The organism is Microbacterium sp. CJ77, assembly GCF_002911615.1.
GTDB lineage: Bacteria > Actinomycetota > Actinomycetes > Actinomycetales > Microbacteriaceae > Microbacterium.
This window is the reverse complement of record NZ_PQBR01000025.1, coordinates 115101-138791: the sequence shown is the minus strand read 5'-3', so window position 1 is coordinate 138791 and position 23691 is coordinate 115101. Positions and strand designations below refer to the sequence as shown.

The 23691-nt window shown below is 67.8% G+C and carries 24 protein-coding genes and 1 pseudogene; 13 read left to right on the top strand and 12 right to left on the bottom strand.

The window, feature by feature from the left end; genetic code table 11:
- Nucleotide 1: 1 nt before the first annotated feature.
- The 5 genes from yicI to C2868_RS15405 form a co-directional block, all read right to left on the bottom strand.
- Entirely contained in the window at nucleotides 2-2239 is a 2238-nt protein-coding gene (gene yicI, locus C2868_RS15425) for an alpha-xylosidase (protein ID WP_100809794.1), read from the bottom strand.
- Nucleotides 2239-3138, bottom strand: coding sequence for a carbohydrate ABC transporter permease (locus C2868_RS15420; protein WP_100809793.1), 900 nt, complete (start codon nucleotides 3136-3138; stop codon nucleotides 2239-2241). The genes yicI and C2868_RS15420 overlap by 1 nt, the downstream gene beginning before the upstream one ends.
- Complete coding sequence (locus C2868_RS15415; protein WP_100809792.1) at nucleotides 3138-4109, bottom strand: carbohydrate ABC transporter permease; 972 nt, start codon at nucleotides 4107-4109, stop codon at nucleotides 3138-3140. Before C2868_RS15415 ends, C2868_RS15420 begins: the two co-directional genes overlap by 1 nt.
- Before the next feature lie 72 nt (nucleotides 4110-4181).
- Nucleotides 4182-5495, bottom strand: coding sequence for an ABC transporter substrate-binding protein (locus tag C2868_RS15410; RefSeq protein WP_100810055.1), 1314 nt, complete (start codon nucleotides 5493-5495; stop codon nucleotides 4182-4184).
- 121 nt (nucleotides 5496-5616) lie between these two features.
- A complete protein-coding gene (locus tag C2868_RS15405; RefSeq protein WP_100809791.1) occupies nucleotides 5617-6645 on the bottom strand; it encodes a LacI family DNA-binding transcriptional regulator in 1029 nt (342 codons plus the stop codon).
- Between the two features lie 537 nt (nucleotides 6646-7182).
- On the opposite strand from C2868_RS15405, the gene C2868_RS15400 reads away from it, so the two are divergent.
- Nucleotides 7183-7899, top strand: a complete 717-nt coding sequence (locus tag C2868_RS15400) for a winged helix-turn-helix domain-containing protein (RefSeq protein WP_100809790.1) — start codon at nucleotides 7183-7185, stop codon at nucleotides 7897-7899.
- 64 nt (nucleotides 7900-7963) lie between these two features.
- Nucleotides 7964-8932: a 3-methyladenine DNA glycosylase gene (locus C2868_RS15395; protein ID WP_100810054.1), complete on the top strand. Its 969-nt coding sequence runs from the start codon at nucleotides 7964-7966 to the stop codon at nucleotides 8930-8932.
- 194 nt (nucleotides 8933-9126) lie between these two features.
- Here C2868_RS15395 and C2868_RS15390 read toward each other — a convergent pair.
- Nucleotides 9127-10570 (bottom strand): annotated as a pseudogene (locus tag C2868_RS15390) (IS1182 family transposase).
- Between the two features lie 109 nt (nucleotides 10571-10679).
- Here C2868_RS15390 and C2868_RS15385 point away from each other — a divergent pair.
- From C2868_RS15385 to C2868_RS15370, 4 genes are all read left to right on the top strand, one after another.
- Entirely contained in the window at nucleotides 10680-10958 is a 279-nt protein-coding gene (locus C2868_RS15385) for a TraX family protein (RefSeq protein ID WP_258034464.1), read from the top strand.
- Between the two features lie 14 nt (nucleotides 10959-10972).
- A complete protein-coding gene (locus C2868_RS15380) occupies nucleotides 10973-11404 on the top strand; it encodes an OmpA family protein (RefSeq protein ID WP_011600626.1) in 432 nt (143 codons plus the stop codon).
- A gap of 42 nt (nucleotides 11405-11446) precedes the next feature.
- Nucleotides 11447-11860, top strand: a complete 414-nt coding sequence (locus C2868_RS15375) for a hypothetical protein (protein WP_011600627.1) — start codon at nucleotides 11447-11449, stop codon at nucleotides 11858-11860.
- A gap of 746 nt (nucleotides 11861-12606) precedes the next feature.
- Complete coding sequence (locus tag C2868_RS15370) at nucleotides 12607-12825, top strand: hypothetical protein (RefSeq protein ID WP_100809789.1); 219 nt, start codon at nucleotides 12607-12609, stop codon at nucleotides 12823-12825.
- A gap of 36 nt (nucleotides 12826-12861) precedes the next feature.
- Here the strand turns inward: C2868_RS15370 and C2868_RS15365 are convergent, their stop codons facing one another.
- Both C2868_RS15365 and C2868_RS15360 read right to left on the bottom strand, forming a co-directional pair.
- Nucleotides 12862-14118: an FAD-binding protein gene (locus C2868_RS15365; RefSeq protein WP_100809788.1), complete on the bottom strand. Its 1257-nt coding sequence runs from the start codon at nucleotides 14116-14118 to the stop codon at nucleotides 12862-12864.
- 32 nt (nucleotides 14119-14150) lie between these two features.
- The gene (locus C2868_RS15360) at nucleotides 14151-15197 is read right to left on the bottom strand and encodes an extracellular solute-binding protein (RefSeq protein WP_100809787.1); all 1047 of its coding nucleotides are present in this window, start codon (nucleotides 15195-15197) and stop codon (nucleotides 14151-14153) included.
- A 136-nt stretch (nucleotides 15198-15333) separates the two neighbouring features.
- Between C2868_RS15360 and C2868_RS15355 the strand changes: the two genes are divergently transcribed.
- Together C2868_RS15355 and C2868_RS15350 are read left to right on the top strand one after the other, a co-directional pair.
- On the top strand, nucleotides 15334-16524 hold the full coding sequence (locus tag C2868_RS15355) for a Xaa-Pro peptidase family protein (RefSeq protein ID WP_181003484.1): 1191 nt from the start codon (nucleotides 15334-15336) through the stop codon (nucleotides 16522-16524).
- 118 nt (nucleotides 16525-16642) lie between these two features.
- Nucleotides 16643-17065: a VOC family protein gene (locus C2868_RS15350; protein ID WP_100809785.1), complete on the top strand. Its 423-nt coding sequence runs from the start codon at nucleotides 16643-16645 to the stop codon at nucleotides 17063-17065.
- Here the strand turns inward: C2868_RS15350 and sigJ are convergent.
- On the bottom strand, nucleotides 17037-17939 hold the full coding sequence (sigJ, locus tag C2868_RS15345) for an RNA polymerase sigma factor SigJ (RefSeq protein WP_232711092.1): 903 nt from the start codon (nucleotides 17937-17939) through the stop codon (nucleotides 17037-17039). The genes C2868_RS15350 and sigJ overlap by 29 nt on opposite strands.
- Before the next feature lie 80 nt (nucleotides 17940-18019).
- On the opposite strand from sigJ, the gene C2868_RS15340 reads away from it, so the two are divergent.
- The gene (locus C2868_RS15340) at nucleotides 18020-18781 is read left to right on the top strand and encodes an SDR family oxidoreductase (RefSeq protein WP_308455403.1); all 762 of its coding nucleotides are present in this window, start codon (nucleotides 18020-18022) and stop codon (nucleotides 18779-18781) included.
- On the opposite strand, the gene C2868_RS15335 is transcribed toward C2868_RS15340, so the two are convergent.
- Together C2868_RS15335 and C2868_RS15330 are read right to left on the bottom strand one after the other, a co-directional pair.
- Nucleotides 18778-19611 (bottom strand): aldo/keto reductase, encoded by an 834-nt coding sequence (locus tag C2868_RS15335; protein ID WP_100809784.1) that lies wholly within the window; start codon nucleotides 19609-19611, stop codon nucleotides 18778-18780. The two genes, C2868_RS15340 and C2868_RS15335, sit on opposite strands and share 4 nt — an antisense overlap.
- Nucleotides 19612-19658: 47 nt before the next feature.
- Nucleotides 19659-19862 (bottom strand): hypothetical protein, encoded by a 204-nt coding sequence (locus C2868_RS15330; protein WP_100809783.1) that lies wholly within the window; start codon nucleotides 19860-19862, stop codon nucleotides 19659-19661.
- A gap of 158 nt (nucleotides 19863-20020) precedes the next feature.
- On the opposite strand from C2868_RS15330, the gene C2868_RS15325 reads away from it, so the two are divergent.
- The 3 genes from C2868_RS15325 (at nucleotide 20021) to C2868_RS15315 (ending at nucleotide 22393) form a co-directional block, all read left to right on the top strand.
- Entirely contained in the window at nucleotides 20021-20446 is a 426-nt protein-coding gene (locus C2868_RS15325; protein WP_100809782.1) for a YciI family protein, read from the top strand.
- Nucleotides 20419-21690, top strand: coding sequence for an RNA polymerase sigma factor (locus C2868_RS15320; protein WP_181003483.1), 1272 nt, complete (start codon nucleotides 20419-20421; stop codon nucleotides 21688-21690). Before C2868_RS15325 ends, C2868_RS15320 begins: the two co-directional genes overlap by 28 nt.
- Nucleotides 21691-21757: 67 nt before the next feature.
- Nucleotides 21758-22393 (top strand): NADPH-dependent F420 reductase, encoded by a 636-nt coding sequence (locus tag C2868_RS15315; protein WP_100809780.1) that lies wholly within the window; start codon nucleotides 21758-21760, stop codon nucleotides 22391-22393.
- A 15-nt stretch (nucleotides 22394-22408) separates the two neighbouring features.
- Here the strand turns inward: C2868_RS15315 and C2868_RS15310 are convergent, their stop codons facing one another.
- The gene (locus C2868_RS15310; RefSeq protein WP_100809779.1) at nucleotides 22409-23026 is read right to left on the bottom strand and encodes a cyclodeaminase/cyclohydrolase family protein; all 618 of its coding nucleotides are present in this window, start codon (nucleotides 23024-23026) and stop codon (nucleotides 22409-22411) included.
- Between the two features lie 108 nt (nucleotides 23027-23134).
- Between C2868_RS15310 and C2868_RS15305 the strand changes: the two genes are divergently transcribed.
- Complete coding sequence (locus C2868_RS15305) at nucleotides 23135-23689, top strand: pyridoxamine 5'-phosphate oxidase family protein (protein WP_100809778.1); 555 nt, start codon at nucleotides 23135-23137, stop codon at nucleotides 23687-23689.
- The last annotated feature ends 2 nt before the right edge of the window (nucleotides 23690-23691 follow it).

Below are 23691 nucleotides of genomic sequence, written 5' to 3'. Positions count from 1 at the left end.
TTCACTCCGTCACCTCAGCACGATCGACCGGGAACGACGCTGAACGGCCATCCGGGGTTGTCACCGAAACCTCGATGGTACCGCTCCCACCCGGGAAGACGCGCAGCGTCAGACCGTCGAGATAGTCGTAGTCGGGTCGGTCCTCGCGCGCACCCCACGGCAGCACAGCGCCCGGCCGGACGTAGATCGGCAGGCTCAGGAAGTCGTGCCGCTCGCGGCGCCAGCCCCCGCCCTCGACCTTCTCGCCCGTCAGCAGGTGCGTCCAGGTTCCCGCGGGCAGGTAGAACTCGACCTCACCCGACTCGGTGAACACCGGCGCGACCAGGATGTCGCTGCCCAGCATGTACTGACGGTCGAGGTACGCGGCGCCCGGGTCATCCGGGAACTCCAGAACCATCGGACGCATGATCGGCGCGCCGGTGCGCGTCGCGTCGATGCCGACCTGGAACAGATACGGCATGAGACGCATCTTCAGCCGCGTGAAGACGCGCGTGACCTCGACGGCCTCGTCGTCGAACATCCACGGCACCCGGTACGACTGCGATCCGTGGAAGCGGCTGTGGCTGCCGAGCAGGCCGAAGGCCGTCCAGCGCTTGAACACCGACGCATCCGGGGTTCCCTCGAATCCGCCGATGTCGTGACTCCAGTGCGCGAAGCCGCTGAGGGCCAGCGAGAGCCCACCGCGGAGCGTCTCGGCCATGGACGGGAAGGTCGACGTGGAGTCGCCGCCCCAGTGCACGGGCATCGTCTGCCCCCCGGCCGTCGCCGAACGCGCGAACAGGACGGCATCGCCGGCGCCGCGCGCGTCGACCAGCACGTCGTGCACGGCCTTGTTGTAGAGGTGCGTGTAGAGGTTGTGCATGCGAGAAGGATCTGCGCCGTCGTGCCAGACCACGTCGAGCGGGATGCGCTCGCCGAAGTCGGTCTTGAAGCAGTCGACACCCTGGTCGACGAGCGCGCGCAGCTTGCCCTGGAACCACGCGGTCGCGTCGGGGTTGGTGAAGTCGACCAGCCCCATGCCCGCCTGCCAGAGGTCCCACTGCCAGACCGAGCCGTCTGCCCGGCGGACGAGGTAGCCCGCGGCCTCGGCTTCGGCGAACAGCGGCGAGCGCTGCGCGATGTACGGGTTGATCCAGACGCACACACGCAGGTCGCGCTCGTGCAAGCGGTCGAGCATCCCGTCGGGATCCGGGAACACCCGGGGATCCCACTCGAAGTCGCACCAGTTGAACTCGCGCATCCAGAAGCAGTCGAAGTGGAAGACCGAGATCGGCAGCTCGCGCCGCGCCATCTCGTCGATGAAGGACGTCACCGTCGCCTCGTCGTACTCCGTCGTGAAGCTCGTCGACAGCCAGAGGCCGTACGACCACGCCGGCACGACCGGCGGGCGGCCCGTGAGCGCCGTGTAGCGCTCGAGCACGTCCTTGGGCGTCGGCCCCGCGATCACGAAGTACTCGAGCGCCTCGCCCGAGACCGAGAACTGCGTGCGCTCGACGGCCTCCGAACCGATCTCGAACGACACGTGGCCCGTGTCGTTGACGAGCACGCCGTAGCCGCGGCTCGAAAGGTACAACGGCACGTTCTTGTACGCCTGCTCGCTCGAGGTTCCGCCGTCGGCGTTCCAGATCTCGACGCTCTGGCCGTTCTTGACCAGCGGGCCGAATCGCTCGCCGAGACCGTAGACGAGCTCGCCGACGCCGAGGTCGAGCTGTTCGTGCACGAACGCGGACGCCGCGGGTCGCGCCTGCGCGGCCCGGGCGTTGCCGACGATGCCGGAGTCGACCTGCGCGTCGGAGGTCAACTGCATGTATCCCTGGGCCTTGTGGCCGCTGCCGGTGAGGCGCCGACCGCCCTCTTCGAACGAGAGCGCCCAGGGCGCGCCCTGCGCGATCCGCGCGGTGAGCGGACCGGTCACGAGCGTGCCGGCGGTCTCGGTGACGGATGCTTCGCCGACGCCGCCCGCCACCGCACCGGGAAGCTCGAAACCGGGCTCGCGCCGGCCGCCCTCGTGGTGGGCGATCCGAACGCGTACGACGCCTTCGAGGGGCGACGAGAGCGTGACCGTCAGCGTCGCCCGGTTGAGCACGTCGCCGCGTTTGGCGATGACGGCCGTCGGCGCCGTGACCCGCAGGCCCGGCCCGTCGGCGGTGTCGGCGACCTGCCAGATGTCGTATGCCTCTTGGGCGTACAGGGCCGTGACTCCGGGTCGGAGTTGCCAGAACCCATCGGTGAACTTCATTACTTGACTGCTCCTGCCGTGATACCGCGTGTCAGCGTGCGCTGGAAGATGAGGAAGAAGAGAAGGGTGGGGATGAGGCCGAGCAGCGCCGAGGCACTGGTGGTCGTGACATCCATGAGGCGATCGCCCTGCAGGACGCTGATGGCCACCGGCACGGTCTGGTTGGCGTTCGAGACCAGGAACGTCAGCGGGATGAGGAACTCGTTCCACGTCCAGATGAAGAAGAAGATCAGGAGCACCGAGAGCGTCGGGCGGCTGATCGGGAAGATCACGCGCCAGAGGATCTGCCAACGGCTCGCCCCGTCTATCGCGGCGGCCTCGAGCACCTCTTTCGGGAAGGTGCCGTACACCGCCGAGAGCAGATAGGTGCCGAAGGCCGCCTGGATGACGGTGAAGATGATGATCACCGACCACACGTTGTTGTAGAGCCCGACCTCTTTGAACATGTAGTACAGCGGGTAGAGGAGGGCCTCCTGCGGCAGCAGGTTCGCGAGCAGGAACAGCAGCACGATCCACGAGCGTCCGCGCACGCGGCCGATGCCGATCGCGAAGGCGTTCAGCACCGAGATAAGCACGGCGAGCAGCGCCACCATCCCCGAGATGAAGACCGAGTTCCAGACCTTCTCGGGGAAGTTGACGCGCTCCCAGAAGGTGACGATGCCGTCGAAGTACAGGCTCGAGGGCAGCGCGAGCGGTCCCCCGTTGGAGTAGTCCGCCGGCGACTTGAACGAGTTCACGAGGATCAGGTAGAACGGCGCGATGATCAGGATCGCGGTGACCACCGCGAAGGCGAGCATGAGCCAGTCGACGCCGCGGGGGCGCGTCATCGATCCACGCGCGCGCCCGGTGGCACGGGGCTTCTTCTTGTCCGTCGGGGCGACGGCGATCGTGGCGACCATCACAGACCCGCCCTTTCCTTGCGTTCCGCGGCGTTCTGCGCGCGGATGAAGACGATGGAGACGATCGCGATCACGATCGTGAGGGCGGTGGCGATCGTCGCGCCGTAGCCGACCTGCTGCGCCTGGAAGAACTCGCTGTACGCGTAGTACGCGGGCACGATCGTGGCGTCGCCCGGTCCGCCGCGGGTCAGGACGTAGACCGGGCCGAAGACCTTGAGCGCGGCGATCGTGCAGGTGAGCGTGACGACGTAGATCTCGGGACGGATGATGCTCACCGTGATCGCGCGGAATCGCTGGAACCAGTTCGCGCCATCCAGTTCGGCGGCCTCGTAGAGCTCCGGGTCGACGCGCTGCAGTGCCGCCATGAAGACGACCACGGGGTATCCGATCTGGATCCAGACCAGGACGACCATGATGCTGCCGAGAGCGGTGTCGGGGCTTCCCAGCCAGTTCTGCGCGAGGAATCCGAGCCCGATGTTCTCGAGGATCGTGTTGAGGGCACCGTCTTGCGGGCGCAGGATCCAGCCGATCACGATGCCCGCGATCGCGGCGGGGAGGATCTGGGGAAGGTAGTAGGTCGCGCGCAGGAAGCTCGCGAGGCGGCCGCCGAACTTGCGTCCGATGAGGTCGAAGAGCAGAGCGGCGAGGATGAGGCCCACGATCGTCGGCGCGACGACCATGGCCAGGATCATCCAGATGCTGTTGCGGAAGGACGCCCAGAACTTGGCGTCGCCCATCAGCTCGATCCAGTTGTCGAGACCGATGAACTCGGGAGGTTTGATGCCCCGCCACTCGGTGAAGCTGAGGTACACGTTCCACCCGAGCGGGATGAGCACGATCACGGTGAGCAGGACGAAGCCGGGCAGCAGGTACAGCCAGTACCCGGCGGACCCGCGGCCGCGCTGCGGGATCAGCGGCTCTTCGGGCGGGAGCTTCGTGCGCTCTCTGCGGACGAACGGAACAGCGGTCATGACCGACTCCTGGGAGGGGGTGGAGGGGGCGGTCCGCACATCGACGGACCGCCCCCGGGTATCAATCGGGGATCAACGGAAGTCGTCGACGTAGGAGTCGTACTCCGCGCCGAGACCTTCCTGAACCTCGGCGGCGGTCTTCGTGCCGTTCACGAGTTCCTGCAGCTGGGCGACCAGCACGTCGTAGAACGTGGGCGTGGGCCAGTCCGGGTAGAACGACAGACCGTCCACCTCGTTCACCGCGTTGAAAGCCTCGATCAGCTCGAGGCTCTTCTCGTCGGTGATGTCGGCGACGTCGGCGGCGACGGGGAGCCCGCCGTTGTTGCCGATCAGGGCCTGGATCTCGGGACGCATCGTGATGTCGATGAACTCGTAGGCGAGGTCCTTGTTCTTGGCCTGCTCCGGCACGACCCACAGGTTGCCGGACGAGCCGAGGCTGAGGTCGCTGTCCGGGAACGGAAAGATGCCCCAGTCGAAGCCGTCGATCTCATTGGTGAAGCGGCCGTACCACCAGCTGCCCGAGACGAAGATCGGCGCGTCGCCGCCGATGAACGAGACACCGGCATCCTCGGCCTTGATGCCCGACACATCGGGCGAGATGTAGCCCTTGTCGACGTAGTCGAGCAGGGTCTCGGTGGCGTAGGTGACCTCTTCGCCCTGCCAATCGACCGGGTTCTCGTAGAGCTGATAGTCGTTGACCCACTGGCGATCGGCCTGGCTCAGCTCGAGCTGGTACCAGAGCTGACCCAGGGGGTACTCGAGCCCGGCCTCGGCGAGCGGCGTGACGCCCTGTGCGACGAATGCATCCATCACGGCGAGGAACTCGTCGTACGTCGTCGGGATCTCGAGGCCCGCCGCCGCGAAGGCATCCTTGTTGTAGTAGACCGTGACGAATTCGCCGTAGTTCGGGATGCCGTACCACGCACCCGAGCCCATGACGCCGTCCTCGTTGTACTTCGCGGTCGTCTGGAGCGCGGGGGCGAGCTTGTCGTCCCACCCGTATTGCTCGACCGCGTCGCTGATGTCGGTGAGAAGTCCCTGGCTGGCCAGCAGACCCGCGGTGGCGTTGCCCTTGTTGAACTCCATCAGATCCGGGGCCTCATCGGAGTTGAGGACCTGGCTCGCCGTCGAGCGGATCTGCTCGAAGCTCTTCTCCTCGAACTCCACCGTCGCACCGGTCTCTTCTTCGAACACCTTGATCGCCTCGGCCCACGCGATGCCCATGGCGCTGTCGGCGCCCTCGTAGTGCCAGAGCGTCAGGGTGTTGTCGTCCTCGCCTCCGCCCGAGCCTCCGGAGCAGGAGCTGAGGGCGAGCGCGCCGACGGCGAGCGCGCCGACGGCGGCGACGAGTCGCGTGTGCTTCTTCCTGTTGTGTTGCTGTGCCATCGTCGGCACTCCTTTCTTGGTGACCCGCATTGGTCGGGATCGGTTGGCCGCGCGCGGGCAGGGCGCGGAGTCTTGTCGAAGCGCTTCGATCGAGGTCATGGTCTGCCGCATGTTGTTCCGCTCACGCGGTTTCGGCGATCGCCACGGGCGCGGAGACGCTGCCCGCGGCGATATAGACCGGGTCGATGAGGTGAACCGCCGGACGCAGCCGATTCGGACCGAGAGCCTGCACCGCCAGTTCGACGGCACGTTCGCACGAAGCCTGCGGAATGAGGGGGATCGTGTCGAGCGGGGTCGGAAGCAGCGCGCTGTCGAACGACGCGGCGACCGAGAGGACCGAGATGTCACGACCCACCTCCAGGCCGCGTGCCGCGAGCTCGGCCAGGACGACGACGTGCATGTCGTCCGCCCCGTGCAGCAGCAGCGCAGTCGCGCCCGCATCGATCGACGCGGCGAGTCCGGCACGAACCGTGACCGCATCCATCTGCGTCTCGCCGCTCACCGCGAACGAGTGCGCCAGGCCGCGCGCCCGCGCGTGCGCCTCGTATGAGGAGCGGACGCGCGGGGGGAAGTTCGAGCGTCGGTACGCGACCGCGGGCTGTCCGATCATCGCGATTCGCCGGTGACCGGCGTCCGCGACGCGATCCACCGCCATCCGGGTGGCCGCCTCGAAGTCGAGGTCGACACAGACCAGACCCTCGCTATCGTTCGGGATCCCGATGAAGATCGTCGGGATGGCGATCGAGCGCGCGATCGCGACGCGCTCGTCCTCGGGGGCGACGTCGAGCACGAGCACGGCGTCCGCGAGATCGCTTGCCGCCACCCGGCGCATACCCGCCGAGGCCTGTTCATCGGTCAGCAGCAGGATGTCGTAGCCCTGCCTGCGCGCGGCGACCGCGGTAGCGAGCACGAACGCCATGTGGGTCGGTGCGTGGGTATCAGCACGCAACGGCTCGGTGAGCGCGAAGATGTGGGTGCGGCTCCCCGCGAGCATCCGGGCCCCCGCATTCGGTTCGTACCCGAGAGCACGAGCCACGTCCTCGATCCGTCGACGCGTGTCCGGCGACACCGGCCGCTTGCCGCTGAGGGCGTACGACACCGTGCTGATCGATACACCGGCGGCCTCGGCCACCTCGTGAATCTTCGCCATCGGGACTCCATCGTCGTTGCACGACCCGCGCTCTTCAAGGATTCGAGCGGATCGAAACGCTTCGTCGAAGCGCTTCGACACAGACCATAGCCAGGTCTACCCCACCAATGCAACACTTATGTCGAAATTGGCAACATATTCCACCGGGTGCCCGTGTCCCGGACTGAACAATGTGCACCGTCGGGGGATGCGAGGGGGGCGTCACCTGGGCGGTTTGACACATCCTGACGATCTCGGAGATAATCGGCGGCATGAGTGACAACGCACGCCCTGTGTCCGCCTGGGAGGCGAACCGGAGTGCCGGCATGATGAGCGCCGGTCGCGCCGTCATGTGTCGCGTTGCCATCTGTTGTCGAATGTGTCGCTGATCACGTGACCCAGCCGGGCCTACCCGCCGCCGCCGACGTGGCCGCGATGGCCCCGGGTGCCGCTCCCGCCTCTGGCGGGGCCGACGGACACCCCTTTCCCGGCCACACGCCGACACCTCGCAGTACCTCGGAGAACCCGCAGGGTTCCTTTCCGGAAGAAGACCTCATCATGTCGAACACCGCCCTTCTCGAAGCCCCCGCCGCTCGCCCCGCGCACCTGCGTCCGGTGGCGTCGCTTCCCTCCCCCGCAGCCCCTGCCGTCCCACCCGCGCGTGCGGCTGCGGCCCGCACGGCACCCCGCGGCTTCGCCCTGTACGTCGGCCTCGACGAACAGAAGGCCGCCGCCGCGGGCGTCAGCCTCGGCACCCTCGTCGAAGCGCTCCGGCGGACCCTCGCCGACCTCGCACCGGATGCCGAGACGTACGCCACCGTCGCACTCGCGCCGACGGACGCGGGCGGACGCGATGTCGACCTCGTTCGCCTCGCCCTGCACGAGCCCTCCGCCGTCGCCCGCAGTCGGCGTGACGCGGACGACACCGGGGACTCGGCCGTCGGCGTGATCGTCGACATCTCGCGCAAGAAGGTGCTTCTGGACGGCGAATCCGCGGCGTTCACGTACAAGGAGTTCGAGCTGCTGCAGTACCTGGTCCTGCGTGAAGGCCGCACGATCGAACGAACGGAGCTGGTGTCGTCGCTCTGGTCAGCGACCGACGACGACGCCCCCGGCGAGCGCACGATCGACGTGCACGTGCGACGCCTGCGCGCCAAGCTCGGCCGGTACGAAGACATCGTGCGCACGGTGCGCGGCGTCGGCTACCGGTTCGACCGGCACGCGGATGTCTCGATCCGCTACGGGCACGGAACGCCCTCCCCCGACCGGTTCTGAGCGCCTTCGCGGCATCCGGAATGGTGTCCGCGTCGGACCCCCGCCGTATGGTGGGCGCATGACGATGGGCACGTCGGTGGGCGCCACCGCAATCGCGGTGCCCGTCGCCCGGCGCACCCCTCCCCGCGAGTCCGTCTACCGCCCCGCGCACGTTCTGAACCTGGCGCAGGTCGTCATGTTCCAGCGACGCGGGGCCGCCGATCCGACCATCGTTCGCGATGGCCCCGTCATCTGGCGTGCGAGCCGCACCCCGATGGGCACGGCGACGGTCGCCCTGCGACAGGATGCCTCGGGTGCCGTCCGCGTCGCGGCATGGGGTGCCGGCGCCGAGTGGGCCCTCGCACAGGTCCCGGACCTCTGCGGCGCGTCCGACGACCCCGCGGCCTTCCGACCCGGCGATCACCCCCTTCTCGGGGAAGCCCATCGCCGCAGCATCGGGCTGCGGCTCGGTCGCACCGACCTCGTCTTCGACGCGCTCGCCGGCGCGATCATCGAGCAGAAGGTCACGGGCATGCAGGCATTCGCGGCCTGGCGCAGCCTCGTGCGCCGGCATGGCGAACGAGCCCCGGGCCCGACACCGGTGGCCCTGTTCGCCCCACCCACGATCGACGGGTGGCGGAGCATCCCGTCATGGTCCTGGCATCGTGCGGGGGTCGAACCACCGCAGTCGCGTGCCATCGTCGAGGCAGCGCGGATCGGCCGTTCGCTGGTGGCCGCGGCCGAACGCGGGGCGGGCGGCGGCGATCGTGACCGCGTGCTGACGAGCGTGCGCGGCGTGGGCCCCTGGACGGCGGCAGAGACACGCATCCGAGCCTTCGGCGATCCGGATGCCGTCAGCGTCGGCGACTACCACCTGGCCCATGAGGTCGGCTACGCATTGACCGGGCATCGCGTCGACGACGACGGCATGCTCGAACTGCTCGCGCCGTGGGCCGGGCAGCGCCAGCGCGTCATCCGCCTGATCCGGCTGAGCGGTGCGCGCGAGCCGCGGCGAGGACCGCGCTTGCACCCCGAAGATCACCGGACGCGCTGACGGACACGGCCCCCTAGGTGCGCGGGTCAGAATCGGGTGGCGTGGCGCGCGGCGTTGACTCTGGCATCGCGCGCTGACGGTCGCGAACGGGAACGGGCGGGCCGTTGCGGTGTGAGAGCGTGCGGGATCGCACGGCGAGGGGCTCGTGGCGACTGTCGGTGCGTGCTGTGACGCCCAGGGACCCCTGGGGAGGCCTATGCGGGCGCCAGCCCGGCGGCTGTAGCGACGCGGAGCTTGCGGAGGTTGTGGCAGATCGTGTGGAGTAGCCATTCGCCTTGGGCGCCGGCGAGTCCGCGTAGCCGGAGCTGTCCGGCGTTTTGCCGGGTCTTCATCTGCCCGAACGCGGGTTCAACGATGGCTTTGCGGCGCGCGTAGTCGGTGCGGCCCTGCTCGGTGCGCAGCGCGTGCGCCATCCGCTCCCGCCGGCTCGCGTCCTCTGGGGCCGGGTCCGGGGCGCCGGCGGTAGGGAAGCTCTCGCCGTGACGTTGCCGTCCCGTCGCGATCAACACCTGTGCGTCCAGATCGTCGGCGGCTTCGAGGTTGGCTTCCGAGCAGTAGCCCGCGTCAGCGAGGACGACCTCTGGGGAACGCTCGATTCCTGCCGCGTCGAGGTTCCGTAGGGTCTGCTCGGCCATCGGGACGAACTGCTGGATATCGGTGGCCTGCTGGGTGACCTCGGCGCTCAACACGATCTGGTGGCCCTCATCGACAACGGCCTGCGCGTTGAACGCGTAATCGAAGCCGCGGACCGTCTTCATCATCCGCGCCTCAGGATCGGTGAAATTGCGTTGCGCTTTCGGCTTCGGCGCCGCCGTGTCCACCGCAGTCGCGACGGCCGCGTCGGCCTGCTCAGGGGGCTGACCGGCGGCGTCGGCCTTCTTCCGCGCCACGGCTGCCGCCTTCTCGGCGGCGTCGGCCTCGATCGCGTCCTTCGCGGCACGTAGTTTTGCCAGGCGCCCCTCACGGCGGGCCAGCTCCGGGGCGACCTCGGTCCCCGCGCCGGTCCTGGCCGAACTGCTGATCCTCGGCCTCATCGACCGCCTCCGCCTCGGCGAGCAGCGCAGCGACCTCGGCTTGGAGCTGATCGATCTTCGGCACGATCCGGTCATAGCTCATCGCCTTATGCCGCGACGCGTTCGCAGCCAGCTTCGTGCCATCCAGCGCGACCCGCCCCAACCGCACCAGCCCCGCCTCCGCGCAGACCCGCAGCACCTGCAGGAACAACCCCGGCAGGGCATCCAGGTGACGCCGACGAAACCGGGCCAGCGACCGGTAGTCGGGCGCCTGGTTGCCCGACAGCCACCGGAAGGCGATATCGCGCTTGCAGCGCCGCTCCAACTCACGAGACGAGGTCACGCCCGTCGCGTACGCGAACAGCAGCAGCTTCAACATCATCCGCGGGTCATACGGAGGCGCACCCGAGGCGGACGCGTACGACGCGTAGACCGGCGTCAGATCCAAGAGCTCTTCGACGACCTCGGAGATGAACCGGGCCTCATCATCCTCGTCCAGCCAGTCATCCAGACTCGGCGGGAGCAGGAAACACTGCCCCTGGTCATACCCACGGAACGTCTTGCCCGCACCCGCCGGTGCAGCCGATCCCGGCGCCCGCGCCTCACCCGGCTCGACCTCGAACAGACCCTCCAGGCTGGCAGTCACCGTCATGAATCGATTCTCCCAGCACCCCGCGCTATCCACCGGATTCACCCCGGCGCGTTAACGGAAGGATCTGACCCACGCACCTAGGTTGTTTGGGCCATGCAACGGGGCCGGGTGGATCTGGTCTTATTGCAAGCGCCCCACCTGGACAGCCGCGGCGGTCGCGCTGCTGGCCCTGGCCGCGCTCTGGTTCATCAATCGCAACCTGTGGGCCTTGGCGGTGTTGCCGCTGCTCCTGGTCGCCTCTCGCATTGATCTGTCCATGCCGCGCCTGCGCTGGGCTTTCTATGCCTATTACCCGCTGCACCTGGCTGCGCTCTGGTTGATCCGCATTCCCATGAGCAAGGCCGGATACCTATTCTTTTGATTGGAGTCTGTCCGATGCGTAAAGCGTTCTTCCTGGCCATTTCCTTGGCGTCCATGATCTTCGCGCAAGGCGCGCTGGCCGCCGACTACGGCACCGCCCATAGCACGCCTGTTTCCTCGATGGTGATGGTTTCCTTCCCGGACAGCAGCACCACGTTCCAGCCGCCGGCGGACGTGGCCGCCGTCCTTGCTGACGCCCGCGCCGCCTCGATGATCTATGTCAACGGCCGCACCAGTACGAACCGGCCCAGCGCCCGCGATGAAATCCTGGCATTGAAGCGTGCCTTGTCGGCGCGCAAGTACCTGGTGGATCGTGGCGTGTCGCCGCTCAAGATCATGGTGAATTTCGCGTCGGCCGCCGACTACGTGACCGAGAACATCACGCCCGAAGGGCGCTACCAGAACCAACGTGTTGAAATCGAATTGATCTACGTGCCCATGTTCTAGGCACGGGCCGTCCACTTTTTTCACTGATAAGGAGTTTGCTGCATGAAATCTATAAACCGCCTAGCTCTTGCTTTGCCGATCCTGGCCCTTGCCGGTTGCGCCGCGCTGGATCAGGTCGCCAAGGACATTCAAAAGGCCACGGCCCCGGTCATGGTGACGGATACGCTGCCGCAGATTTGCCAAGCGGCGAAGAACAACCAGGTGCAAGCCAATAGCACGTATGTCGGTAAGGGCCTGGCCATGACTGGCGAAGTCCGGTCAGTCAATGAAGGCTTCCAGCCTCACTATCGCGTGCTGTTGAAAGCTGGCCAAGTGTCGATTCACGCCGGCACCGACAACAAGGCCAACGTCACCGCGTTGACAGTCGGCAAGACGGCCCGCGCCTCCGGTGTCATTACGGACGTGTCCTATGACTTCAACGGCTGCGCAATCTCTTTGAAAGACGCGACGTTCTAGCCCAGCAAGGAAACGGCCGCCGATCATGGACATTAAGCGAAAGAATCATCCGCTTAACATTTCTGCGATATTGGACGTACTAGCCCCGCTGGCATGGGTAGCATTGGTATCACTTGTTGCTCTAGCTGGCAGGGCAGTCGGCAATGACTGGATGTTGTTCGGCGGCCTGTGGTTTGCCTTAGCTGTTGCGGCTGGCTTATGGGCTTCCAGACAACCCTGGATTGTGAGAACGGGAAATCCGATAGAACGCCGTATCGGAATCGGTCTTTCCGTCGCCCTGATTCCTGTTTTGACCTATGCCATAGCTCTGCTGTCTGGCATTGCGCTAGAACGAGTTTCAAGCGAGCGATACGCTGCCGCCCGCAGCGCCTTTGTGGCCGACGCGGACGGCTTCCCCTTCCTTAAAAAGTTTGCGCTTGAACATTACGGTGTGCATGTCGTGCTTTCATCCGCTGTGTCTGGTTGGAACACGAACACCGTTGCACTACCACACTCGATCCCGGCGCTTATGTACGTAGGGCCTGGCTACTGTGATCTGGTCTTGAATCCGGCGAATGTCCTAAAAGGCTTCACCGGCTCCGATCCCACCCCTTGGATTAAAGGGGTTATGGTGCATGAACTTGCGCACTGTCTGGACGTTTCCCGCGATATGCCCAGCTTTACAGGCCGCGATATCGGCACCCGCTCTATCGCTCCTGGTGCGGCTGTTAGCGCGGTGACTCTGGAACAGCACCTAGGCTGGGGTCATGTCAGGACAGAAGCGTTGGCCGCGCGGCCGGGTGCAGTGGCTGCTCGGGACCATCGGTCTGATCATCGCGGGAGCGCTCGTGGGCTTGGGCCTGTCGAATGTCTGGCTCGGCATCGTGATCGGCGTCGCCGTGTCGCTCGGCTGGCTCATCGCCTACGAATCGTGGCGCGGCCGCAACGCCGGCGTGAACGACGAGAACCACGGCATCCAGCTCTGACCTCTGAAGTGCCGTTCCTCTGAAGCGCCGGTCCGCTCAGGCGAGAACGCGCTCGAGGTACGGGTTCGTGAATCGTCCGTCGGGGTCTTCCGCCGCGACGAGTGCACGGAAATCCCCGCCCTTCGGGTAGCGGTCGACCGTCGTCCCTCCACCCGCGGCCGAGAGCTTGCCCCAGTGGGGGCGGGCGTCGAAGGGCGCGAGCGCCGCCTCGATCGTCGGCAGCAAAGCGGCGACGCCGTCCGGATCGTTCCTCCAGGTGAAGTGCAGGGCGATCGTCTCGCGGCCGTACGCGCCGCTCAACCACAGCTCGTCCGCCGCGATGCTGCGTACCTCCGAGACGAGCAGCACCGGCGCGATGCTCGCGGCGAGGGCGCGGAGCGCGAGCAGGGCCGCCGGGGCGTCCTGCCGCGCCACGAAGTACTCGGACTGCAATTCGTCGCCCGCGTTGCTGGGCGGCGCGTCCCGACGGAAGTGCGGCAGCCGGTCGAGCCAGCGCCCCGGTACCCCGAGCTGCGGGGTGACCGAATCGGCGGGACCGGATGCGATGGGCCCGATCTGCCGCGTGGCGCGCTCGGCCGTCACGCCCGGTGGCAGAGCGGGTTCGGCATTCGTCGCATCCGTCACCGTCTTCACCCAGACCTGGTCGACGACATCCGTTCCCCACTCCGCGATGAACAGGCTGACGCTGTAGCCGGCACCCATCACGGCGTCGAAGCCATCGAGCACCTCACCCCAGGGGGCGCCGAGGAAGATGTCCTGCCGAACGTCGAACGAGGGCACGAGTTCGAGGCGCACGCGCGTGGTGATGCCGAGCGCGCCGAGCCCGACGATCGACCCCGCGAGGCGCGGATCGTCACGCTCGATCGTGTCGAGGCGCCCGTCGGCACGGACGATCTCGAGACCCGTGACGGATGCCCCGAGAATGCGGTTGCCATCACCCGAGCCGTGCGTCCCCGTCGCGATCGCTCCGCCGACGGAGATGTGCGGCAACGAGCCCATGTTGCGCAGCGCCAGGCCACGACGATCGACCGTGGCCGCGATCTCGGCATACCGAGCGGCCGCCGGAACCCACGCGGAGCCTGCGTCCTCGTCGATCTCGTAGGGCACGTCGAGCCGCGACAGGTCGATCAGCACGCCGTCGGTGTCGGCGATCGCGTTGAACGAGTGGCGTGAGCCGAGCGCGCGCACCCTCTCGTTGCCGGTGACCAGACGGCGCAACTGCGCGAGGTCGGCGGGGCTTTCCACCGACCTCGCGCCGAAGCGAACGTTCCCGGACCAGTTGAGGGTCGTCATCCCTCCATCCTGTCGCCCCGGGAGCGTGACGCCTACCCGGCGAGCCAGGCGGTGTAGCGGTCTACCGACTCTTCGTAGGCATCGGCGCGGCCGCTCGGGTTCGCCGGGATGATCGCGGTGTGGCTCGGCGCATTCGGCAGGCGTTCGATGAGCTCGTCGTCCATGTAGTCGAACGCTTCGGACATGCTGGGTCCGTAGTTCGTCCGCTCCGAGAACGCCGCCTGACGTTCCGGGTCTGCCAGGAACTCGGCGAGCGCGAACGCGTTCTCGGAGTTGGGGGCGGCCGAGGCGATCACGAACATGTTGGCCTCGACGAAGGCTCCGTCCCAGACGACCGTGACATCGAGTCCCTCGTTCGAGAGGCCGGCGAAGAGCCCGTTCGGGCCGAAGGCTATCGCGGCGCTGCCCGACGAGAGCAGCTGCTGCACCTGCGGGTACTCGGTGTAGTACGTCAGGTAGGGCTTGATCTCGTCGAGCTTGGCGATCGCGCGATCGAAGTCCAGGGGGTACAGGTCTTCGGGGGCGACCCCGTCGGCGATCAGGGCGGCCTCGAACATGAAATCGTGGTATTCCCCGGGAACGGCGCGCATCCCCGGGAAAGCCTCCACGTCCCAGAAGTCCGCCCAGTTCTGGGGGCCGCCATCGGGGAACGTCTCGTCGAGGTAGCCCTGCGCGTAGCCGATCTGCATCGTGCCGACGGCGTAGTCCTCCACCCCGTCCGGGAGGAGGTCACCGCGCGGCACGCTGCCCGGCAACTCGAGCAGGTTGTCCTGGTAGAGCTCGATCTCGGCGAGCCCGGTCATCTGCAGGTCGTAGTCGCCTTCGCCCCCGTCGAACATCTCGTACTGGACGGCCCCGGCGATCGTGGTCGAGATGACCTCGATCCCGGTCTCGGCGGTGAAGTCGTCGAAGAAGACGTCGGTGAACGCCGCATTCGTGGAGCCGCCGTAGTCGGCCCAGACGAGCGATCCGCCCGCTTCGGCGGGGGAACCGTCGGATGCGGTGGATGCGCATGACGTGACGAGGGCGGCGAGAACGAGAACCGCCGAACCGGCGGTGAGAGAACGGATAACGCGCATGTGAAGCCTTTCCGGGAGCAGCAGGGGGCAGGTCGTGCTGTGGTGCGAAAGGAGCATGAGGCGAACGATGACGAACCTCGTGAGGATAGTATCCACAGTTAAGCCATTGGGATCCAATCTTTCAGGAGGAATGTCCGTGCGCAACGTCCCCGAGAACCCCACCTTCCCGCTGGACGAATACGCTCGGCGCCTCGCGGATCTCCGCACCGCGCTGCGCGCGGCCGACATCGACGTGCTGCTCGTCACTTCCCCGGCGAACCTCTACTGGCTCTCGGACTACGAGGCGTCCTGGTACCCGCCGCGCCTTCCCGTCGGACTCGCCGTGTGGGCAGGTGGCGACACGGTATTCGGCGACACGGTCTTCTTCGACTGGTCACGCCACGCCGAGTTCCTCCTCTACGACGCGCTCTACGACGAGGCAGAGTTCGTCGAATACGGCACGGGCCACGTCACTGTCGCTGAACAGATCGCGCGCCGCACCCCGGGAGTCCGCGTTGCGCTCGAGTGGTCGTCGCCCACGCCCGTAGCGGGTGTGATGAACGGGGTGGCCGCCGAGCTCACCGCGCGCGGCTGCTCCGTCGTTGCGGGCGACTGGATCGTCGACGGTCTGCGTGTCTACAAGTCCCCGGCCGAGCTCGAACGCGTCCACGCCGCGGCACGCATCGCAGACACGACGTTTCGTGCGCTGCACGAGCGGCTGCGCCCGGGGATGTCGGAGCTCGAGGTGGCCGCGCTCGTCACGAACCTGATGTCGGAACAGGGCGGGGAGGTTCCGGCGCAGCATCCGCTCGTCTCGTCCGGCCCGACCGCGTGGCGCGATGTGCATGGGTTCCCCTCGACACGCCGACTCGAGCCGGGCGACATCGTGTCGATCGACGCGAGCGCCGTGGTCGACAGGTACCACGTCAACCTCAGCCGCGTCTTCTCCCTGGGGCGCCCCAACCAGCGTGTCTCGGACCTCCTCGCCGGCGCGGCCGCCAGTCTCGAAACGCTCTGCGCGACCGCCGAACTCGACGCGGATCCCGCGATCGCCATGGCCGCGGCCGAGCGGACGCTGCGCGAGCGCGTCGCCGACGAGGACATCTGGTGGACGGGCGGCTACGCGCTCGGGATCTCGTTCCCGCCGAGCTGGGTGGGTCACACCTACCTCGCCAACGACGGTCCCCAGCGGATCACGTTGCGCGAGGGGTACGTCTCGAACTTCGAGTCGATCCTGCGCGATACGCTCGCGCACGACGAAGCCGCGGCGATCGACACCGTTGCGATGACGGCGGATGGCCTGCGGAGCCTGTCCGGTATCCCCCGGGAGCTGCTGATGGTCGGCTGAACGCCCGGGACGGTCTGACGGATGACGCCTTGCGGACGGTGCCCTTGCGGATGTCGGAAGCCCGGATCACACTGGGCGTGCCGCGCGGCGCGGCGTTCGCATCCGGAGAGGAGCCGATATGTCCCGTCTCAACCCTTACCTCGCGTTCCGAGATCAGGCGCGGCCCGCGCTGGAGTTCTATCGATCCGTGTTCGGCGGCGAGTTGGAACTCGACACGTTCGCCTCGTTCGACATGGGACAGGACCCGAGCGAGAACGATCTGATCATGCATGGACAGCTGGAGTCGCCCGCGGGCTTCGTGCTGATGGCCGCTGACACTCCGAGCTCGATGCCGTACGTCCCGGCGGCGGGGTTCTCGATCTCGGTCAGCGGTGACGACGAAGACGAGCTCCAGGGATACTGGGATGCGCTGGCCGATGGCGGCACGATCGGAATGCCGTTCGAGACGCCGCCGTGGGGCGGCCGGTTCGGAATGGTCACCGACAGGTTCGGCATCGACTGGATGATCGCGCTCAACGCGTCGCAGAGTCCCACGCCCTGAGCTTGTCGGGGTTCATCACGATCCAGACATCCGTGATGCACTCACTCGAAGCGCGGAGCGCGAGCACCCCGGCCGCGCGGCCCGCGCGCTGCCAGACGAACACCACGCCATCCGACATGAGGCGCGGCTCGACCTGGACCTCGGGGTTCTTGCGGAGCACCCCGAGTACGAATCTCGCGACGGCATCCGCACCGAAAACGGGGCGCCGCGCCGCGGAGACGCGCCCCCCGCCGTCCGATCGCAGCACCACCGCAGGGTCGAGCACGGCGATCAGTGCGTGGAGGTCTCCACCCGAGCACGCCTCGGCGAACACGCGAGCGAGTTCGTCGTGCCGCGTACGAGGAGCGCGCGAGGCTCGGTCCGCGCGAAGTCGGCGCCGTGCGGCGGTCGCAAGCTGCCTGCACGCGGCCGGGGTGCGCCCGACGATCTCCGCGATCTCGCCGAATGGCAGCGCGAAGACATCGTGGAGCACGAAGGCGACCCGTTCGGCCGGTGTGAGGGTCTCGAGTACGACCAGCAGGGCAAGTCCGACGTCCTCGGCGAGCGCCGCCCGCGCCAGCGGATCACTCGCCGCGAGATACGATTCGGCGGGCACAGGTTCGGGCAGCCACTCCCCCACATACGTGTCCCGACGCGCCCGCGCCGAACCCAGGTGATCGAGGCAGATCCGGCTCGTGACCCGTGTCAGCCACGCTCGCGGCACATCGATCGCAACGCGATCGGCTTCCGCGAGCCGGTACCAGCGCGCGAACGCTTCTTGCACCGCGTCCTCGGCATCGGCCACCGTGCCCAGCAGGCGATACGCGATCTTCATCAGATGGTGGCGCTCACCGGCGATCTCCGAGCCCGCCACCGGCACGTGCGTCTCGCTCAACCGCACCTCCCACGCTCGTACCGCGGCGGCCTGACCGACCCACCGCCTCACATTCTGGCAAGTGAAATCGTCATCTCAGTATGAACATGAATATTGCGGTGGCTGGCGGTACGGGGGCGGTCGGGCGGCACGTCGTGGACGTGGCGCGCGAGCGCGGACACGATGTGCGGATACTGTCCCGTGCGAAGGGGGTCGACGTGCTGACGGGCGGGGGCCTGGATCGCGCCCTGGCCGACGTGCAATCCGTGGTGGATACCACCAACCTGTCCACGACGTCGCGCGATGCATCCGTGGCCTTCTTCGAACGGGCGACACGGATGCTTCTCGACGCAGAGCAGCGCGCCGGTGTTGGTCACCACCTGGTGCTCTCGATCGTGGGAGTCGATCGGGCCCCCGATGGGTACTACGCGGGCAAGGTGGCGCAAGAGGCGCTCGTCGAAACCGGCGCCGTGCCATGGACCATCCAGCGCGCGACGCAATTCCATGACTTCGCGGCGCAACTGTACGTCCGGGCGAAGCTGGGACCCGTGCATCTGGCACCGCGCATGCGCACGCAGCCGGTCGCTGCACGCGAGGTCGCCGAGAGGCTGATCGACAGCGTTGAGGCCGGCCCCGCGGGTCGCGTGCCCGACCTCGCCGGGCCCCGTGAAGAGTCTCTGGTCGAGATGATCCGCGCCTATGCGGTCGCGACGGGGCATCGCGGATGGATCCCCGCTATCTCGTTGCCGGGGGCACTGGGTCGCGCGCAACGCGACGGCTCGCTGCTCGCCACGCCCGACGCCGTGCTCGGACGCCAGACTTTCGCGGAGTGGCTGTCCGCGCTCGGACCCGTCCGCCGCTAGAACTCTTCGTGCGATTCGGGGTCGCCGTCCCACAGCCGACCGCGCTCGAGGGCCGAGATGGCGGCGACCTCCTCGGCGCCGAGCGAGAACCCGAAGACGTCGGCGTTCTCGCGCTGGCGCTCGGGATCGGCGGACTTCGGGATCGGTGTGCTGGCCAACTCGACGTGCCAGCGCAACACGAGCTGCGAGGGCGTGACGCGGTGCACCTCGGCGAGTTCCTGGACGATGGGTTCGTCCAGGAGCTCGCTGCGCCTGGCCAGCGGGCTCCAGCTCTCGGTACGGATGCCGTGGGCCGCGTGATAGGCGCGCAGTTGCTCCTGCGGAAAGTAGGGGTGCAATTCGACCTGGTTGACAGCCGGCACAACGCCCGTCTCGTCGACGAGGCGATCCAGCATCCCGATCGTGAAGTTCGAGACGCCGATCGAGCCGAGCAGACCCTCGTCACGGAGGTGGATCATCGCCTTCCACGTGTCGACGTACTTGTCGACGCGCGGGTTCGGCCAGTGGATCAGATAGAGATCGATCCGGTCGAGCCCGAGCTCCGTGAGGGAGGCCCGCGCGCTCGCGATCGTCTCGCGGTACCCGTGGTGGCGCCCCGGCAGCTTCGTCGTGACGATGAGCTCGTCGCGGTCGACGCTGCTGCGGCGAATCCCCTCGCCCACCTCGGCCTCGTTTTCGTAGTTCAGCGCCGTGTCGAGAAGCCGATAGCCCGAATCTATGGCCGAGGCGACCGCGACGACCCCTTCTTCGGCGCGCAGACCATAGGTGCCGAGACCGAGCTCTGCGAAGCGGTGACCGTCGTTGAGAGTGACTTCGGGAATCGTGAGCATGCGGACATCCTGACGCAGGTGGGGATCGGCGAGCGACCCCTTGACAGTCAGAGTCCGCCGCTGATGCGCGTCCAGGCCGCCTCGCCCTCGGCCCGCCGCGACGCCTCGGCCGGGGTCACCTCTGTCTCATCACCGACCCGCCGCAGGTCATCACGACGCATCGCGCGCGTGCGTCGCCAGTGCACCCACGCCCAAACGAGGAAGATCGCGAGGAGCAGGACCGTGACCGCCAGCACGATGAGGTATTCCATACCGCCCAGGGTAGGCACCGCGCGACCGCGAGCGGGCCGTACCGGGAACTTCGCTCACGATGTCGATTTCGCTCGTCGCGGTTCGACGCGATAGTAGGAGGACGCAGGAGCCCCCACCGGCGGCCGCGGATCGGCCGAGCAACGACGAGGAGCAAAAGATGACGAAGTACATGCTGATCATGCGATCGAACGAGGCCGCGGTCGAGGACTACGCGACCATGGATTTCGAAGCCGTGATCAACGCGATGGGCGCGTACAACGAGTCGATGATGAAGGCGGGCGTCCTGCTCGCGGGCGAGGGCCTCGCGGACGCGAAGGAGGGCTTCGTCGTCGACTTCGCGAGCGAGGTCCCGATCGTGACGGATGGCCCCTACGGCGAGACGCACGAGCTGTTCAACGGATTCTGGATCATCGAGGCATCCTCGAAAGAAGAAGCCGCCGAGTGGGCGAAGCGCTGCCCCCTCGGTCCTGGCAGCAAGCTCGAAGTGCGGCGGGTGACCGACGAGACGGACTTCGCGGACTACGCCGACAACGAGTACGTGCAGAAGGAAGAACAGTGGCGTCAGGAACTCGGCACGAATTGATCCGACGGCGCGTCGACGCCGTCTGGCGCATCGAGGGAGCCCGCATCGTCGCGACCCTCGTCAGGGTGACCGGAGACGTGGGGCTCGCCGAGGATGTCGCGCAGCAGGCGGTCGTCGAGGCGCTCGAGGATTGGCCGGAGAACGGGGTGCCCCGCAACCCGGGAGCGTGGTTGACATCCGTCGCGAAGCGCCGCGCGATCGACGGGTGGCGGCGACGCGAGCGGCTCGACGAGCGGTATGCCGCGATCGCCCATGACCTGTCCGTTGAAACCGAGAGATCGGATCATGGCGAGACGTGGGAGCCGATCGAGGACGACGTCCTGCGCCTGGTCTTCATCGCGTGCCACCCGGTGCTCTCGCGGGAGTCGCAGGTCGCACTGACGCTCCGCGTCGTCGGTGGGCTGACGACCGAAGAGATCGCACGGATGCTGCTGGTGCCCGTCGCGACCGTGCAGGCACGCATCACCCGCGCCAAGAAGACCCTTGCCGCGGCGGCCGTGCCGTTCGAGGTACCGGATCCGTCGGCCTGGCCGGAGCGCCTCACCGGCGTGCTGAGCGTGGTGTATCTCGTCTTCACGGAGGGGTATGCGGCGACCTCGGGCGATCGGTGGGTCCGCGTCGAGCTCGCCAATGAGGCGATCCGGCTCGGGCGGGTGCTCGCGACACTCATGCCGCGCGAGCCCGACGTGCAGGCGCTGCTCGCCCTGATGGAGCTGCAGGCATCCCGTTTCGGCGCGCGCACGGCGGCCGATGGATCACCGGTGCTTCTCGCCGATCAGGACCGCGCGAAATGGGACCATGCACAGATCGCCCGTGGGCGCGCGGCTTTGTCGCGAGCGGATGCCTGGGGCCGCGACCGCGCTCGGGGACGAGGCGCGTATGCCCTGCAGGCGGCCATCGCCGAATGCCATGCCGTCGCGCCGAGCGTGGCCGAGACAGATTGGGAGCGCATCGTCATCCTCTATGAGGCGCTCGGCCGGATCGCGCCGAGCGCCGTCGTCGAACTCAACCGCGCGGTCGCCGTGTCGATGGCCACGGGCCCGGCGAGCGCGCTCCGCATCGTCGACGGTCTGGCCTCGGAGGGCGTCCTGAGGGGATCTCATCTGCTGCCGAGCGTTCGGGGCGAACTGCTCGCCCGGCTGGGGCGCACCCGCGAGGCACGCTCGGAGCTGCTGGTTGCCGCAGGCTTGGCCGCCAATGAGCGCGAGCGAGCCGTGCTCGAGGCGAAGGCCGACGCCCTCTGAGGGGAGCGTCCCCGCAGGTTCTCCGCTCCCGGGAATGCGCGGACGGAGGCGCGGTGTTGACCTCGACATGACACGCGTAGGAATCATCGGGGCAGGCCGCATCGGATCAGCGCTCGCACAGGGGCTGGTCGACCGCGGATACGAAATCGTCATCAGCAACTCCCGAGGGCCGGAGACACTCACCGAGCTCGTCGACACGCTCGGGCCGCGCGCGACCGCGGGAACACCGGAACAGGCGGCGGAATCCGGTGAATGGGTCATCGTGACGGTCCCGCTCCGGGCGATCGACACGGTTCCCGTGGGCCCCCTCGCGGGAAAGTTCGTGCTCGACACGAACAACTACTACTGGGAGCGCGACGGACACATCGTCGAGCTCGACGAGAAGCGGGTCACGACGTCGCAGCTGCTGCAGCGCCACCTTCCCGACGCGAAGGTCGCCAAGGCGTTCAACCACATCGTGGCGGCGCAGATCCTCACCGACGGCGAGCCGGCCGGAACGTCACGGCGTCGCGCTCTCGCGACGGCGAGCGACTCGCCCGAGGCGGCACGGTTCGTGACCGACCTGTACGACGCCTTCGGCTACGACACCGTCGACATCGGTTCGCTCGCGGAGAGTTGGCGCGTCGAGCGCGACACCCCGGCGTATGGCGTGCGCCAGGACGCCGACGAGCTTCGTGCCAACCTCGCCGCGGCGCAGCGCTGATCAGACGGCGCTGACCTAGCGCTCTTCGACGGCCCGCGCGAGGAGCGCGACGTCTTCCCGCGCGGCGGCAGCCTTCCGCACCACCTCGTCGAAGCGACTCGGCAGCTCCGCCTGACCCGTGGGCAGATGCCGCCGGGTCAGGGCGAGGCAAGCGCGCAGGTTCGTGAGCGCGCCGCCGAGGCCCGCACCGATCGCCTCGGCAGCGACCGCGACGTCCGCGATGAGGTTCGGATTGCCGCGATCGGCGAGGACGCGCAGCTCGGCGGCGAGGGCCTCACCGATCGCCACGAGCGTCGCGGATGATTCGCCGCCCGCGGTGCCGGCGTCGACGATCCGTCCGTCCCGCTCGGGCGAGGAGTCGGCGGCGAGCGCCGCGCCGAGAGCCGCCGAACGCACACCGTCGTCCTCCGCCGCCCGCAGCGCGTCGCCGCGAAGCTCGACCGCACGCCGCCCGCACCGCTGTGCGCGCTCATCGTCCGGGGTATACGCCGCAACCATGTGCAGCAGCGCCGCCCCGATCGCGAGCATCACGCCCGAGGCCGCACCCCCGCCGGGCTCGCCGCCCCGTTGCGACAGACGATCGAGCCACGCGTCGAGCGATAGAGAGACGGGAACACGCGAATCCTCGGCCATGCCCGACACCCTAGTCACGTACGTCCGACCCGTCCGGGGTCTTGACCCCTAGCGACGCGGGCTCTAACGGAGTTGAATCGAAGGAGAGCCGAAGGAGGGACGTGTGTCATGACGCGATCCAACGGACGACCCGGAGTGTCGGGAGCCCACGCCTTTGAACATCTGAGCGTCGAGGAGTGCTGGCAGTTGGTCGATGGGGCCGAGGTCGGCCGCCTGGCTGTCACGGGTGCCGACGGTACGCCCGATGTGTTTCCCCTCAACGTCCTGGCACACGATGGCGCGCTCTACGCCCGTTCGGCGGCAGGATCGAAGCTGAGCATCATCGCCGATCACCCCGAGGCGGCCATCGAGTTCGATGGGGAGAAGGACGGCTATCGCTGGAGCGTCGTCGCCCGCGGCCCCGCTGCGCGCCTGGAGACCGATGTGGATGCTGCCACGGACGCCGAGATCGAGGCATCCGGTGTCCTGCGACTCGCCTCGACGAATCGGGGCGGCAAGCCCTACGTGATCCGCCTTCGCCCGGTGACGGTCAGCGGGCGAAGGATCCGACTCGATGCGGCTGACACGTCCTCGGGGTCGACACCCGTGACCGGACCCATCGTCAACTCGAAGCGGGCGCAGCCTCCGCGGCCGATCCCGCATCACCCGCCGCCGAAGGCGTGAGC

Excerpts from the sequence above, each read along its gene's own strand:
- C2868_RS15350 (WP_100809785.1), top strand. The coding sequence starts at position 16,643 with ATGTCCCGTCTCAACCCTTACCTCGCGTTCCGAGATCAGGCGCGGCCC.
- C2868_RS15410 (WP_100810055.1), bottom strand. The coding sequence starts at position 5,495 with ATGGCACAGCAACACAACAGGAAGAAGCACACGCGACTCGTCGCCGCC.
- C2868_RS15395 (WP_100810054.1), top strand. The coding sequence starts at position 7,964 with ATGGGCACGTCGGTGGGCGCCACCGCAATCGCGGTGCCCGTCGCCCGG.
- C2868_RS15370 (WP_100809789.1), top strand. The coding sequence starts at position 12,607 with ATGTCAGGACAGAAGCGTTGGCCGCGCGGCCGGGTGCAGTGGCTGCTC.
- C2868_RS15405 (WP_100809791.1), bottom strand. The coding sequence starts at position 6,645 with ATGGCGAAGATTCACGAGGTGGCCGAGGCCGCCGGTGTATCGATCAGC.
- yicI (WP_100809794.1), bottom strand. The coding sequence starts at position 2,239 with ATGAAGTTCACCGATGGGTTCTGGCAACTCCGACCCGGAGTCACGGCC.
- C2868_RS15360 (WP_100809787.1), bottom strand. The coding sequence starts at position 15,197 with ATGCGCGTTATCCGTTCTCTCACCGCCGGTTCGGCGGTTCTCGTTCTC.
- C2868_RS15315 (WP_100809780.1), top strand. The coding sequence starts at position 21,758 with ATGACACGCGTAGGAATCATCGGGGCAGGCCGCATCGGATCAGCGCTC.
- C2868_RS15380 (WP_011600626.1), top strand. The coding sequence starts at position 10,973 with ATGCGTAAAGCGTTCTTCCTGGCCATTTCCTTGGCGTCCATGATCTTC.
- C2868_RS15335 (WP_100809784.1), bottom strand. The coding sequence starts at position 19,611 with ATGCTCACGATTCCCGAAGTCACTCTCAACGACGGTCACCGCTTCGCA.
- C2868_RS15375 (WP_011600627.1), top strand. The coding sequence starts at position 11,447 with ATGAAATCTATAAACCGCCTAGCTCTTGCTTTGCCGATCCTGGCCCTT.
- C2868_RS15415 (WP_100809792.1), bottom strand. The coding sequence starts at position 4,109 with ATGACCGCTGTTCCGTTCGTCCGCAGAGAGCGCACGAAGCTCCCGCCC.
- C2868_RS15400 (WP_100809790.1), top strand. The coding sequence starts at position 7,183 with ATGTCGAACACCGCCCTTCTCGAAGCCCCCGCCGCTCGCCCCGCGCAC.
- C2868_RS15340 (WP_308455403.1), top strand. The coding sequence starts at position 18,020 with ATGAACATGAATATTGCGGTGGCTGGCGGTACGGGGGCGGTCGGGCGG.
- C2868_RS15305 (WP_100809778.1), top strand. The coding sequence starts at position 23,135 with ATGACGCGATCCAACGGACGACCCGGAGTGTCGGGAGCCCACGCCTTT.
- C2868_RS15365 (WP_100809788.1), bottom strand. The coding sequence starts at position 14,118 with ATGACGACCCTCAACTGGTCCGGGAACGTTCGCTTCGGCGCGAGGTCG.
- C2868_RS15420 (WP_100809793.1), bottom strand. The coding sequence starts at position 3,138 with ATGGTCGCCACGATCGCCGTCGCCCCGACGGACAAGAAGAAGCCCCGT.
- C2868_RS15325 (WP_100809782.1), top strand. The coding sequence starts at position 20,021 with ATGACGAAGTACATGCTGATCATGCGATCGAACGAGGCCGCGGTCGAG.
- C2868_RS15310 (WP_100809779.1), bottom strand. The coding sequence starts at position 23,026 with ATGGCCGAGGATTCGCGTGTTCCCGTCTCTCTATCGCTCGACGCGTGG.
- C2868_RS15330 (WP_100809783.1), bottom strand. The coding sequence starts at position 19,862 with ATGGAATACCTCATCGTGCTGGCGGTCACGGTCCTGCTCCTCGCGATC.